The sequence below is a fragment of the Streptomyces sp. NBC_00354 genome (assembly GCF_036106915.1).
In the GTDB taxonomy this organism is placed as follows: Bacteria; Actinomycetota; Actinomycetes; order Streptomycetales; family Streptomycetaceae; genus Streptomyces.
The window spans coordinates 2,351,764-2,367,338 of sequence record NZ_CP107983.1 but is presented as its reverse complement, the minus strand read 5'-3'; the positions used below and the strand labels follow the sequence as shown (position 1 = coordinate 2,367,338).

At 73.4% G+C, this 15,575-nt stretch carries 1 pseudogene; it reads left to right on the top strand.

Features of this window, described 5'->3' with window-relative positions:
• Positions 1 to 25: 25 nt before the first annotated feature.
• Positions 26 to 15,490: pseudogene (locus tag OHT74_RS10365) on the top strand (type I polyketide synthase); the annotation flags it as partial.
• Between the last annotated feature and the right edge of the window lie 85 nt (positions 15,491 to 15,575).

Here is a 15,575-nt window from a genome sequence, read left to right as displayed (position 1 = left end):
TTTCTCTGAAAGGATTTGCGGCGCAGTGCGTACCGAACTCATCAAGCCACTTCCCGTCGCACTCCTGGAGAACGCGACCCGTTTCCCCCACAAGGTGGCCTTCGCAGACGACCGGCGAGCGGTCACCTACGGCGACCTGGAGGCGCGCACGCGCCGGCTCGCCGGACATCTGGCGAGCCTGGGCGTCCGGCGCGGGGACCGGGTGGCCATCTGCCTCGGCAACACGGTGTCCACCGTGGAGAGTTACCTCGCGGTCGTGCGCGTCGCCGGCGTCGGGGTGCCGCTCAACCCCGCCTCGGCCCTTGCCGAGCTGGAGTACCTGCTGGCCGACAGCGGGGCCACGGTGGTCATCACCGATTCCGCGCAGGCGGAGAGGTTCCGGCGCTCACCGGCCGTGGCGCCCGGCATCACGCTGCTGGTGACCGGCGAGGTCCCGGCGGGGGTGGGAGCCCACTCGTACGACGAACTCGCCGTCCGCGAGCCGGCCGTGGCCGCCGGGGACGACCTCGGCCTCGACGACGTGGCCTGGATGTTCTACACGTCGGGGACGACCGGCCGGCCCAAGGGCGTCCTGTCGACACAGCGCAACTGCCTCTGGTCCGTGGCCTCTTGCTACGTGCCGATTCCGGGACTGACGGACCAGGACCGGGTGCTCTGGCCCCTCCCGCTGTTCCACAGCCTCTCGCACATCGCGTGCGTCCTGTCCGTCACCGTGGTCGGCGCCACGGCCCGGATCATGGACGGCAGTTCCGCGGAGGACGTGATCAGGGCACTGCGCGAGGACAATTCGACGTTCCTGGCCGGGGTTCCCACCACGTACCACCACCTGGTGACGGCCGCCCAGCAGAACGGTTTCTCCGCACCTCACCTGCGGATCGGCCTGGTCGGCGGAGCAGTCACCGGATCCCGGCTGCGCCGCGACTTCGAGGAGATCTTCGGCGTCCCGCTGGTCGACGCCTACGGCAGCACCGAGACGTGCGGGGCCATCACCATCAACCCGCCGGACGGCGCCCGGGTCGACGGCTCCTGCGGCCTGCCCGTGCCGGGCGTCGGCGTCCGCATCGTCCACCCCACCACCGGGCTCGACGTCCCCGCCGGACAGGAGGGGGAGGTGTGGGTCAGCGGACCGAACGTCATGGTCGGCTACCACAACAGCCCGGAGGCGACGGCCGCGGCGATGCAGGACGGCTGGTACCGGACCGGAGACCTGGCCCGGCGTGACGACGCCGGATACTTCACCATCTGCGGCCGGATCAAGGAACTCGTCATCCGCGGCGGGGAGAACATCCACCCCGAGGAGATCGAGGCGGTCCTGCGCACCGTCGAGGGCGTCGCCGACGCGGCGGTGGCCGGCGTACCGCACGAGACGCTCGGGGAGGTACCGGTCGCGTACGTGGTCCCCGGCCCCTCCGGCTTCGACACCGCGACGCTGATCGACCGGTGCCGCGAGCTGCTCTCCGCCTACAAGGTGCCGGAGCAGGTCCACGAGGTCGACGCCATCCCCCGGACCGCGTCGGGCAAGATCAAGCGCCGCCTGCTGGCCGATCAGCCGAGCCGGCTGCGGTACGAGGCGATCGCGCACCACGACGCACTGCTGGGCAGCCGGCCCGACGCGACCGTCGCGGCAGCCCTGCGTGACCGGCTGTCCGGTCTGGAGGAGCGCGCGCAGCTGGCACTGCTGGAAGACCTGGTCCGTACGCAGGCCGCCGTCGTGCAGCAGCAGCCGGGACCGGATGCCATCCCCTCCGACCGGGCTTTCCGCGACCTGGGCTTCACCTCGATGGCCATCGTCGCCTTGCGCAACCGGCTGGTGGAGAGCACCGGGCTGCCGCTGCCCACCACCGTCGTCTTCGACCACCCCACTCCGGTGGCGCTGGCAGGCTGCATACGGGCCGAGGTCCTCGGGATCACCGGGCCGGTGACCGAGCCGGTCAGGGCGGCCGACCCCGATGAACCGCTCGCGATCGTGGGCATGGCGTGCCGTCTGCCGGGTGGCGTGGCGGGGCCGGAGGACCTGTGGCGCTTGGTGTCCGAGGGCCGGGACGCCCTGTCGTCCTTCCCCGAGGACCGGGGCTGGGATCTGGACGGCTTGTTCGACCCGGACCCCGGCCGTGCGGGTACCTCGTACACGGATCAGGGTGGGTTCCTGCACGAGGCGGGGCTCTTCGACGCGGGGTTCTTCGGGATTTCGCCGCGTGAGGCGCTGGCGATGGACCCGCAGCAGCGGCTGCTGCTGGAGGCCTCATGGGAGGCGCTGGAGCGGGCGGGTATCGACCCGGTCTCGCTGAAGGGCGCCGACGTCGGTGTGTTCTCCGGGCTGTTCGGCCAGGGATACGGGACCGGCGCCGCCGCGGTGGCACCGGAGCTGGAGGGCTTCGCGACCACGGGTTCGGCGACGAGTGTGGCGTCGGGCCGGGTGTCGTACGTGCTGGGTCTCGAGGGTCCGGCGGTCACGGTGGACACGGCGTGCTCGTCGTCGCTGGTGGCGATGCACCTGGCGGCGCAGGCGCTGCGGCAGGGCGAGTGCTCGATGGCGCTCGCCGGCGGTGTGTCGGTCATGGCGACCCCCGACCACTTCGTGGAGTTCTCCCGGCAGCGGGCCCTGGCGGCCGACGGCCGGTGCAAGGCGTTCTCCTCGGCGGCCGACGGAACCGGCTGGGCCGAGGGCGTCGGCGTGGTGGTGCTGGAGCGCTTGTCGGTGGCGCGCGAGCGCGGGCACCGGGTGCTGGCGGTGCTGCGCGGCAGTGCGGTGAACCAGGACGGCGCGTCGAACGGTCTGACGGCGCCGAACGGGCTGTCGCAGCAGCGGGTGATCCGCAAGGCGCTGGCCGGCGCCGGGCTGGTCTCGGCGGATGTGGACGTGGTGGAGGCCCACGGGACCGGTACGGCCCTGGGCGACCCGATCGAGGCGCAGGCACTGCTGGCGACGTACGGGCAGGGCCGGGACGCGGAACAGCCGTTGTGGCTGGGCTCGCTGAAGTCGAACATCGGGCACACGCAGGCTGCCGCGGGCGTGGCCGGCGTGATCAAGATGGTGCAGGCGCTGCGGTACGGGGTGCTCCCGGCGACCCTGCACGTGGACGCGCCCACCCCCCAGGTCGACTGGTCTGCGGGTGCGGTGGAGCTGCTGACCGAGGCCCGGGAGTGGCCGCAGAACGGCCGGCCGCGCCGGGCCGGCGTCTCCTCGTTCGGTGTCAGCGGCACGAATGCGCACCTGATCCTCGAGGAGGCGCCCGCGGAAGAGACGCAGGAGCCGCCGGCGCCCGCGGGTGTGGTGCCGTTGGTGGTGTCGGCGCGGAGTGCCGGTTCGCTCGCGGGTCAGGCCGGGCGGCTGGCGGAATTCGTCGAGGGTGCCGATGCGGTGTCCCTGGCGGAGGTGGCCGGGGCACTGGTGTCGGGCCGTGCGGTGCTGGGCGAGCGCGCGGTCGTGGTGGCCGGCTCGGACGAGGAGGCGCTCGCAGGTCTGCAGGCGCTGGCGCGCGGTGAGAGTGCGCCCGGTCTGGTGACCGGTTCGGGTGCGCCCGGCAAGGTCGTATGGGTGTTCCCGGGCCAGGGCTCCCAGTGGGCGGGCATGGGCCGTGAGCTCCTCGACTCCTCGCCGGTGTTCGCGGAGCGGATCGCGGAGTGCGCTGCTGCTCTGGAGCCGTGGACCGACTGGTCGCTGACCGAGGTGCTGCGCGGCGAGACCGAGCCCGAGCTCCTGGAGCGGGTCGATGTCCTGCAGCCGGCGAGCTTCGCCGTGATGGTGGGTCTGGCCGCGGTGTGGGCGTCGGTGGGCGTGGAGCCGGATGCGGTGCTGGGTCACTCGCAGGGTGAGATCGCCGCGGCGTGTGTGGCGGGTGCGCTCTCGCTGGAGGACGCGGCGCGCGTCGTGGCGCTGCGCAGCCAGGCCATTGCCGAGGAGCTGGCCGGGCGCGGCGGTATGGTTTCGGTCGCGCTGAGCGCGGACGAGGCGCTTGTACGGATCGAGCCGTGGGCGGCCCGCGTCGAGGTGGCCGCGGTCAACGGGCCGTCCTCCGTGGTGATCGCCGGTGACGCAGAGGCTCTGGACGAGGCGCTGGAGGCTCTCTCCGCCGAAGGCGTGCGCGTCCGCCGGGTTGCGGTGGACTACGCCTCGCACACGCGGCACGTGGAGGCGATCCGCGAGGCGCTCGCCGAAACGCTGGCCGGGATCACCGCGCAGGCCCCGATGGTGCCCTTCTACTCCACCGTGACCGGCGGCTGGGTGGCGGACGCGGACGTCCTGGACGGCGCGTACTGGTACCGGAACCTGCGCGGCCAGGTGGCCTTCGGCCCGGCTGTCGCCGATCTGCTCGGTCAGGGCCACGGGGTGTTCGTCGAGGTCAGTGCCCATCCGGTGCTGGTCCAGCCGGTCACCGAGGCCGTCGATGCCGGCCACGCCGATGCGGTGGTGACCGGTTCGCTGCGGCGCGAGGACGGTGGCCTGCGACGGTTGTTCGCCTCGATGGCCGAACTGTTCGTACGCGGTGTGGCCCTCGACTGGGCCGAGCTTCTGCCCGCCGGAGCGACGTCCGCCCGCATTGACCTGCCGACGTACGCCTTCGAGCACCAGCACTACTGGCTCCGGACGGCCGCTTCCGCGACCGACGCGGCATCGCTGGGACTCGCCGGGGCCGGACACCCGCTGCTGGGCGCGGTCGTCGGCATGCCGAACTCGGCCGGTCTCATGGCCACGTCGAGCTGGTCGCTCCGGTCGCAGCCCTGGCTCGTGGACCACCAGGTGTCCGATGCCGTCGTGGTACCGAACGCGGCCCTGGTCGAGATGTCCATCCGGCTCGGCGACCTGGCCGCCGCTCCCGTACTCGACGTACTGACCGTCGATATGCCGGTGGTGCTGCCGCAGCGGGGCAGCCGCAGCATCCAGGTGATCGTCGGCGAGCCCGATGAGGCGGGACGGCGGTCGGTGGAGATCTTCTCCCGCGCCGCGGACGCCCCTCTGGACGCGCAGTGGACGCGGCACGCGCACGGCGCGCTGGCTCCCGCCGGCGCCAACGTGACCTCCGCGAACGACGGGCCCGTCACCGAAGTGGCGCTCGACGGCTCCGCTCTCCGTGACGCCGGCCGTTACGGGGTGCACCCCGCGCTGCTGGACGCCGCCGTCCGTACGGTCGTCCCCGACGGCATGCTCCCGTCCGTGTGGACCGGGGTGTCCCTGCTGGCCTCCGGCGCCGCCGCTCTGCAGGTGCGCCCGGGCGGGACGTCGGCGGAGGGAACCGGTCTGCAGCTGACCGACCCCACGGGGCAGCCCGTCATGACCGTCGACGCGGTACGCGGAACTCCGTTCTCCCCCGAACAGGCAGGGATCGCCGGCGCGTTGCCGCACGACGCCCTGTTCCGCGTCGAGTGGACCGAGTGTGCGCTTCCCGCCCAGGACCGCTCCCTCGACATCGTGACCGTCGCGACCGCCGAGGACGTCGGCGCTTCGGCCGGCTCGGCCACGTCGATTCCCGACGTCCTGCTGTACGAGGCCGACGCCGCGAGCGCGGCGGCCGCCGACCCCCGCGCATCGGTCAACGCGGCGCTGGCCGTACTCCAGGCCTGGCTCGCGGAACCCGCCCTGGCGGAAACCCGGCTGGCCGTGGTCACCGGGGACTGCGCCGAACCCGACGCGGCCGCGGTGTGGGGCCTGGTCCGCTCGGCGCAGTCGGAGCATCCGGACCGGATCGTCCTGGCGGACCTCGACGACGTCTCCCGGTCCGCTCTGGCGGCCGTCGTACTGAGCGGCGAACCGCAGCTGAGGGTGCGGGAGGGCGTGGCGGAGGTGCCCCGGCTGGTCCGCGTGCCCGTCTCGCAGGACCGGTCGCCGTCCGGAGCCGGGCCGCACCCGCGGCCGCTGGACACCGAGGGCACCGTACTGATCACCGGCGGCACCGGGACGCTGGGTGCGATGACCGCACGGCACCTGGTCACCGCGTACGGCATCCGCCACCTGGTCCTGGCCGGCCGCCGCGGCCATGCCCCGGAACTCCACGACGAGCTGATCGCGATGGGGGCGTCCGTCACCATCGCCGCCTGCGACACGGCGGACCGGGCCCAGCTCGAGGCCCTCCTGCGGGCGATACCGGCCGAGCACCCGCTCACCGCCGTGGTGCACTCCGCCGGTGTGCTGGACGACGGGGTGCTCACCGAGCTGACCCCGGACCGGGTCGACACCGTACTGCGGCCCAAGGCGGACGCGGCGCTCCACCTGCACGAGCTCACCCGGGACCTGGACCTTGCCGCGTTCGTGCTGTTCTCCTCGGCGGCGGGCGTGCTGGGCAACCCCGGGCAGGCCAACTACGCCGCGGCCAACGCCTACCTGGACGCGCTGGCGCACCGGCGCCGCGGCCTCGGTCTGCCGGCCGTCTCCCTCGCCTGGGGCTACTGGGCGACGGTCAGCGGCATGACCGAGCACCTGGGCGCCGCAGACCTGCGCCGCAACCGGCGCATCGGCATGAGCGGGCTCTCCGCGGGCGAGGGGATGGCCCTGCTGGACGCTGCCCTGGCCGATGCGGGCACCGCCGACACGCTGGTGGCGGCGAAGTTCGACCTGTCCGCCCTGCGGGCGGCTGCGGCCGAGGCACCGGTCCCGCCGCTGCTGCGGGGTCTGGCCCCGTCGCCGCGACCGGCGGCCCGGGCTGCCGCTCCGTCCGGGCCCGAGTCGCTGAGGGAGCGCCTCGCCGGTCTGGGCGATGCCGAGCAGACCGAGGCCCTGCTCGAACTGGTCCGGCGGCACGCCGCCGAGGTGCTCGGACACACCACCGCCGATGCCGTCCATGCGACCCGGACCTTCAAGGAAGCCGGATTCGACTCGCTGACCGCGGTGGAGCTGCGGAACCGGCTGGCCGTCGCGACCGGGCTGACCCTCTCCCCGGCGATGATCTTCGACTATCCGAAGCCGACGGTGCTCGCCGAGCGCCTGCGCGCCAAGCTGTTCGGCGGTACGCCGCACCGTCCGGCCGAGCCCGAGGCGCCCGCCGGGACGAGCGACGAGCCGATCGCGATCGTGGCGATGGCGTGCCGCTTCCCGGCCGGCGTGCACAGCCCGGAGGACCTGTGGCGGGTCGTGGCCGACGGGGTCGACGTCGTCACCGAGTTCCCCGACGACCGCGGCTGGGACACCGAGCGGGTCTTCAACGCCGATCCCGACCACGCCGGGACCACCTACGTACGCCACGGCGCGTTCCTCGACGACGCCGCCGGGTTCGACGCCGCGTTCTTCGGCATCTCGCCGAACGAGGCGCTGGCGATGGACCCGCAGCAGCGACTGCTGCTCGAGACGTCGTGGGAGGCCTTCGAGCGGGCTGCGATCGATCCGACCACACTGGCCGGGGAGGACGTCGGCGTCTTCGTCGGGGTCAACAGCCACGACTACAGCGTGCGGATGCACCAGGCGTCCGGTGTCGAGGGATTCCGCCTCACCGGCGGTTCGGGCAGCGTCACCTCCGGCCGTATCGCCTACCACTTCGGCTTCGAGGGCCCCGCCCTCACGGTCGACACGGCGTGCTCCTCCTCCCTGGTGGCACTCCACCTGGCGGCGCAGGCGCTGAACCGGGGCGAGTGCTCCATGGCGCTGGCCGGCGGCGTGATGGTGATGGGCACCGTGGAGACCTTCGTCGAGTTCTCCCGGCAGCGCGGACTGGCCCCCGACGGCCGGTGCAAGGCGTTCGCCGACGGCGCGGACGGCACCGGCTGGTCCGAGGGTGCGGGGCTGCTGCTCGTGGAGCGGCTGTCGGACGCCCGTCGCCGGGGCCACCAGGTACTGGCCGTGGTCCGCGGGTCCGCGGTGAACCAGGACGGCGCCTCGAACGGTCTGACGGCGCCGAACGGTCCGGCGCAGCAGAGGGTGATCCGCAAGGCCCTGGCCCATGCCGGTCTCGGCACCGCGGACGTGGACGCCGTGGAGGCGCACGGCACGGGTACGACGCTCGGCGACCCGATCGAGGCGGATGCGCTCCTGGCGACCTACGGCCAGGACCGGCAGGCCGACCGGCCGCTGTGGCTCGGGTCCGTGAAGTCGAACATCGGGCACACCCAGGGGGCGGCCGGCGTCGCAGGCGTGATCAAGATGGTCATGGCCATGCGGCACGGTGTCCTCCCCAGGACGCTGCACGTGGACCGTCCGTCGTCCCACGTCGACTGGTCCGCGGGCGGTGTGGAGCTGCTGACGGAGGCCCGCGACTGGCCGCGCAGCGGCCGGCCCCGCCGGGCCGGCGTATCCTCCTTCGGCATCGGCGGCACCAACGCGCACGTCGTCATCGAAGAGGCCCCCGATCAGCCGCCGGCTCCAGCGCCGGAGTCCGGCCCCGAGCCGGCCGGCGTCCCGGTACCGGTGCCCGTCTCGGCGCGGACGCCCGCCGGACTGCGCGGCCAGGCCGACCGGCTCGCCCTGTTCTTCGACGCCAGGCCCGACGTACCCCTGACCGATGCCGCCCACGCGCTCGCCACCACGCGTGCGCAACTCGACCACCGCGCCGTCGTCCTGGCGTCCGACAGGGAACGGCTCTCTGCCGATCTGAGCGCCTTCGGGCGCGGCGAAGCGAGCCCCGCCGTCGTCTCCGGCACCCCGACCACCGGCAAACTGGCCGTCCTCTTCACCGGTCAGGGCAGCCAATGGGCCGGCATGGGCCGCGAACTCGCGCAGACCTACCCGGTCTTCCGCGAGGCTTTCGCCGCCGCCTGCGCCGCCGTGGAAGAGCACCTGAACGAGCACGCGGCGCGCCCGCTGCGCGACGTGGTGTTCGCCGCGCCGGGGTCGCCCGACAGTGATCTGCTCGACCAGACGATGTACACGCAGGGCGCCCTGTTCGCCCTGGAGACCGCGCTGTTCCGGCTCTTCGAGTCCTGGGGGGTGCGACCGGATCTCGTCGCAGGCCACTCGATCGGAGAGATCACGGCCGCGCACGTCTCCGGAGTGCTCGGACTGGACGAAGCGGGCAAACTCATCGCCGCCCGCGGCCGGTTGATGCAGTCCCTGCCCGAAGGCGGCGCGATGGTCGCCGTCCAGGCGACCGAGGCCGACGTCGCCCCCCTGCTGGCCCGGGCCCGCGGTGTGGTCTGCGTCGCCGCGGTGAACAGCCCCGACTCGCTGGTGCTCTCCGGCGCCGGGGACGCCGTGCTCGCCGTCGCCGACGAACTGGCCGGCCGCGGCCACAAGACCCGCAGGCTGCCGGTCAGCCACGCTTTCCACTCCCCGCTCATGGAGCCCGTGCTCGACGAGTTCCGCACGGTCCTGGAGAGCCTGTCGTACCAGCCGGGCGCTCTTCCCGTCGTCTCCACCCTGACCGGCGAACCCGTCCGGGAGGGGCAGCTCAGCAGCCCCGAGCACTGGGTCGACGAGGCGCGGAACGCGGTGCGGTTCAGCGATGCCGTCATCGCGCTGAGCGACCTCGGAGCGACGACGTTCCTCGAGCTGGGCCCCGGCGGGATCCTCGCCGCGATGGCGCTCGGCTCGCTCGGCGGCCGCGAGCAGAGCTGCATCGCCACCCTGCGCAAGGACGGCGCGGAGCCCGCCGGCGTCCTGACCGCCCTCGCGGAGCTGCACGTACGCGGTGTGGCCGTGGACTGGGCGGCCGTTCTCGGCCGGCCCGCCACGGCGGCCGGGGCCGACCTGCCCACGTACGCGTTCCAGCACCAGCGGTACTGGGTCGAAGCCGACGAGACCGCGAAGGGCGGCGCGGAAGCGCTCGGCACCGCCGGCGCCGGGCACCCGCTGCTCGGCACCGTCATCGAGATGCCGGGCGACGACGGCGAGACCGGCGTCGTACTGACCGGGCGGCTGTCGCCGCGAAGCCGCGGCTGGCTCCCCGGCGCGACGGAGACGGACGGCGCCACCGGGGTTCCGGCCGCCGCGCTCCTGGAGATGCTCGTCAGGGCCGGCGACGAGGTGGGCTGCGGAAGCCTCGAACAGATCGTCGTCGAGGCGCCTTTGACGGTGCCGGGGCACGGCCACACCCAGGTACGGGTGTCGGTGGACGGCCCGGGCCCCGACGGGCGCCGCCGGGCCGCCGTCCACGGCCGGCCCCTCGGCCCGGAGCAAGGGCCCTGGACGTGCCATGCACGAGCCGTGCTCGTCCCCGGAATGCCGCAGTCGGCGTTCGACCTGCGGGACTGGCCGCTGCCCGCAGACGGTGACGCACCCCTCCCGGGGGCGCACCGCGTGTGGCAGCAGGACGGACAGACCTTCGCAGAGATCGCACTTCCGGCCGAACTGGCCGACGAGGCCGCCGAGTTCACCCTGCACCCGGTGCTCCTCGACACCGCGCTGCGCGTCCTGGACGCCCGTACGACTGCGGACCTGTCCGTCTGCGCCCGCTTGGCCGTGTACGCGGAAGGCGCCGCCTCGCTGCGGCTGCGCATCACGCCGGCGCCGGACGGCCGCCACCTGCTGGAGCTCGCGGACCCGGCCGGCGAACCGGTGGCGGTCCTCGGCCCGTTGGCCCTGGGCACCCTGCCCGGAGACGCCGCCGGGGCGCCGGTCACGACCGTCGAGCCGGGCGCCTCCGCTGCCGAGGCGCAGACGACTTCCGGTGCCCTCACCCGGCGCGTGGTGTCGCGGAGCGAAGGGGCCGGCGATGCGATCGCCGGCCGGCTGGCCGGGCTGTCGGCCGCGGAGCAGCAGCGCGTGGTGATGGACCTGGTCCAGCAGAGCACTGCGTTCGTGCTCGGCCACCGCGCGTCGGACGGGCTGGACGAGGAGCAGTCCTTCAAGAGCCTTGGATTCGACTCGCTCAGCGCGGTCAAGCTCTGCAACCGCCTGCGCGACTTCACCGGGGTGGACCTGCCCAGCACGCTGGTCTTCGACTACCCGACGCTCACCCTTCTCGCGGCCCACCTGCGCGGCGAACTGCTGGGCGAGCAGGCAGCGGTGCCCGCCCCGGCCACGGCGGCGGCCTCCGTCTCCGACGAGCCGATCGCGATCGTCGCCATGAGCAGCCGGCTGCCGGGCGGGGCGGACAGCCCCGAGGAACTGTGGAAGCTCGTGGTGGAGCAGCGGGACGCGGTGTCCGGCTTCCCGCTCGACCGCGGCTGGGACCTCGAGGGGCTGTACCACCCGGACCCGGCCCATCCGGGCACCAGCTACACCCGCTCGGGCGGATTCCTCCACGAGGCCGCGCAGTTCGACGCCGGGCTCTTCGGGATCTCCCCGCGCGAGGCGCTGGCGATGGACCCGCAGCAGAGGCTGCTGCTGGAGACGTCCTGGGAGGCGCTGGAGCGGGCGGGCATCGACCCGCAGTCCGCCAAGGGCAGTGACATCGGCGTCTTCACCGGAATCGTCCACCACGACTACGTGACCCGGCTCCACCAGGTGCCCGAGGACGTCCAGGGCTACCTCATGACCGGTACGGCGGCGAGCGTGGCCTCGGGCCGCGTGTCGTACGTGTTCGGCTTCGAGGGCCCCGCGGTCACGGTGGACACGGCGTGCTCGTCGTCGCTGGTGGCCATCCACCTGGCTGCACAGTCGCTGCGGCAGGGCGAGTGCTCGATGGCGCTCGCCGGCGGCGCGACGGTCATGGCCAGCCCGGACGCCTTCATGGAGTTCTCGCGGCAGCGCGGCCTGTCCGCCGACGGCCGGTGCAAGGCGTTCTCCTCGGCGGCCGACGGCACCGGCTGGGCCGAGGGCGTCGGTGTGGTCGTACTGGAGCGGCTGTCGGTGGCGCGCGAGCGCGGGCACCGGGTGCTCGCGGTGCTGCGCGGCAGCGCCGTCAACCAGGACGGCGCTTCCAACGGCCTGACCGCGCCGAACGGTCCCTCGCAGCAGCGGGTGATCCGCAGGGCGCTGGACACGGCGGGACTCACTCCGGCGGATGTCGACGTCGTCGAGGCGCACGGGACCGGTACGGCCCTGGGCGACCCGATCGAGGCGCAGGCACTGCTGGCCACGTACGGGCGGGACCGGGATCCGCAGCAGCCGCTGTGGCTCGGCTCGCTGAAGTCGAACATCGGCCATGCACAGGCGGCTGCCGGTGTGGCCGGTGTGATCAAGATGGTCATGGCCATGCAGCACGGCGTCATGCCGGCCACGCTCCATGTGGACGAGCCCACGCCTCAGGTCGACTGGTCCGCGGGTGCGGTGGAGCTGCTGACCGAGGCCCGCGAGTGGACGCGCAACGGCCATCCGCGCCGGGCCGCGGTCTCCTCGTTCGGGGCCAGCGGGACGAATGCGCACCTGATCCTGGAGGAGGCGCCCGCGGAAGAGGCACAGCAGCCGCCGGCGCCCGCGGGTGTGGTGCCGCTGGTGGTGTCGGCGCGGAGCGCCGGTTCGCTCGCGGGTCAGGCCGGGCGGCTGGCGGCGTACGTCGAGGGCGCCGACGGTGTGCCGCTGCCGGGAGTGGCCGGGGCGCTGGTGTCGGGCCGTGCGGTGCTGGGCGAGCGCGCGGTCGTGGTGGCCGGCTCGGACGAGGAGGCGCTCGCAGGTCTGCAGGCGCTGGCTCGGGGCGAAAGCGCGCCCGGTGTGGTGTCCGGCAGTGCCGGTTCGGGCAAGCCGGGCAAGGTCGTGTGGGTCTTCCCGGGGCAGGGTTCGCAGTGGGCGGGCATGGGCCGGGAACTGCTCGACTCCTCGCCGGTGTTCGCGGAGCGGATCGCGCAGTGCGCTGCCGCTCTGGAGCCATGGATCGACTGGTCGCTGATCGAGGTGCTGCGCGGCGAGACCGAGCCCGAGCTCATGAAGCGGGTCGACGTCCTGCAGCCGGCCAGTTTCGCCGTGATGGTGGGCCTGGCGGCCATGTGGAGCTCCGCGGGAGTGGAGCCGGGCGCCGTGCTCGGTCACTCCCAGGGCGAGATCGCCGCTGCTTGCGTCGCGGGGGCCCTGTCCCTGGACGATGCGGCGCGTGTGGTGGCATTGCGCAGCCAGGTCATCGCGAAGGAGCTGGCGGGCCGCGGCGGTATGGCGTCGGTCGCGCTGAGCGTCGACGACGCGGTTGCGTGGCTGGAACCGTGGGCGGACCGGGTCGAGGTGGCCGCGGTCAACGGGCCGTCGTCGGTGGTGATCGCCGGTGACGCCGAGGCGCTGGACGAGGTGCTGGAGGCGCTGTCGGGTCAGGGTGTCCGGGTGCGTCGGGTCGCGGTGGACTACGCCTCGCACACCCGGCACGTGGAGGACGTTCGCGACACGCTCGCCGAGGCACTGGCCGGGATCGACGCGCAGGCGCCGAAGGTGCCGTTCTACTCCACCGTGACCGGCAGTTGGGTGGCGGACGCCGACGTCCTCGACGGCGGGTACTGGTACCGGAACCTGCGGGGCCAGGTGGGCTTCGGCCCGGCCGTGGCCGACCTGATGGGTCAGGGCCACGGGGTGTTCGTGGAGGTCAGCGCCCACCCGGTGCTGGTCCAGCCGATCACCGAGACCGCTGACGACACCGGGACCGATGCGGTGGTGACGGGTTCGCTGCGGCGCGAGGACGGCGGCCTGCGGCGGCTGTTCGCCTCGATGGCGGAGCTCTTCGTCCGCGGTGTGGCCGTGGACTGGAGCGGTGTCCTGCCGGCCGGCTCAGGGTCCGTACGCGTGGACCTGCCGACGTACGCCTTCGAGCACCAGCACTACTGGCTCCAGGAGGCGGAGGCAGCCACCGACGCCGCCGGCGATGCGGCCGAGGGCGCGGACTTCGACTTCTGGGCCGCGATCGAGCGGGCCGATCTGGACTCCCTCGGCGAGTTGCTGGAGATGGCGTCGACCGACCAGCGCAGCGCCCTGGACACCGTCGTCCCCGTACTGGCGGAATGGCGGGGCAAGCGCCGCGAGCGGTCGACGGCGGAGAAGCTGCGCTACCACGTCACCTGGCAGCCGCTCGAGCGCGAAGCCGCCGGCGTACCCGGTGGCCGCTGGCTGGTCGTCGTACCGTCCGCACGTCCGGACGGCAGTGCGGCCGGCGCCCTCCTGGAGGAGCTGACCGGTCTCGGACTGGGCACCGTCCTGCTGGAGGTCGGTGAGCCCGACCGTACGCGGGAGGGGCTCGCCAAGCGGCTGACCGGCGTCCTGGCCGAACACGACCTCACCGGAGTGCTGTCCCTGCTGGCCCTGGACGAGCGGACGGGCAGCGGTCTGCAGGACCCGACCCCGGTCACGGCGTCGACGCTCGCGCTGATCCAGGCCCTGGGGGACAACAACGCCACCCAGCCGCTGTGGTGCCTGACCAGGGGCGCGGTGAACATCGGCATCCACGACACCCTCACCTCACCGGTGCAGGCGTCGCTGTGGGGCCTCGGCCGCGCCGCCGCGCTGGAACGGCTCGACCGGTGGGGCGGTCTGGTCGACCTGCCTGCCGTGAGCGACCCGCGTACGGCCCAGTACCTGCTCGGAGTGCTGAACTCCGCTGCCGACGAGGACCAGCTCGCGGTCCGGCGATCGGGTGTGTACACCCGGCGCCTGGTGCGCAAGCCCGTCCCGGAGTCCACCGGCGACGCCGGCTGGCAGCCCCGGGGCACGGTCCTGGTGACCGGCGGCGCCGAGGGACTGGGCAAGCACGTCGCGCTCTGGCTCGCGCAGGCCGGCGTCGACCGGCTCATCGTCACCACGACCGCGCAGGCATCCGACGCGAGTGTGTCGGACCTGCGGGCCGAACTGGCCGGGCTGGGCGTCGCCACCACGGTGGAGTCGTGCGAAGACTCCGACCGGGACGCGATCGCGCAGCTGGTCTCCGAGGCGGCCGCGGAGCAGCCGGTCACGGCCGTGGTGCACGCCGCCGACGTCACGCAGACCAGCTCCGTCGACGACACCGGAGTGCAAGACCTCGCCGGGGTGTTCGCGGCCAAGGTGGACACCGCGGTGTGGCTGGACGGGCTGTTCGAGGACACCCCGCTCGACGCGTTCGTGGTCTTCTCCTCGATCGCGGGTGTGTGGGGCGGCGGCGGCCAGGGTCCGTCCGGAGCGGCCAACGCCGTCCTGGATGCCCTGATCGAGTGGCGTCGCGCCCGTGGACAGCGGGCGACGTCGATCGCCTGGGGAGCCCTCGACCAGATCGGCGTGGGCATGGACGAGGCCGCCCTCGCCCAGCTCCGGCGCCGTGGCGTCCTTCCCGTGGCCCCCCGGCTGGCGGTCACCGCGATGGTGCAGGCGGTACAGGGCAACGAGAAGTTCGTGGCAGTGGCGGACATGGACTGGGGGGCCTTCATCCCCGCGTTCACCTCGGTCCGCACCAGCCCCCTGTTCGCCGACCTGCCCGAGGCGAAGAAGGCCCTCCAGGCCTTGCAGGGCGACGGCGAGAACAGCGACGCCGCCACGTCCCTCGCGGACTCCCTGCGGGCGGTCTCGGACACCGAACAGGACCGCATCCTGCTCCGGCTGGTCCGCGGCCACGCCTCGACGGTCCTCGGCCACAGCGGCGCGGAGGGCATCGGCCCGCGCCAGGCGTTCCAGGAGGTCGGCTTCGACTCACTGGCCGCCGTCAACCTCCGCAACAGCCTGAACGCGGCCACCGGACTGCGCCTGCCCGCAACCCTCATTTTCGACTACCCCACCCCGGAGGCGCTGGTCGGATACCTGCGCTCCGAACTTCTCCGGGAGGCCGACGACGGCCTGGACGAGCGGGAGGACGAGCTCAGGCAGGTCCTGGCGTCCGTGCCGTTCGCCCGGTTCA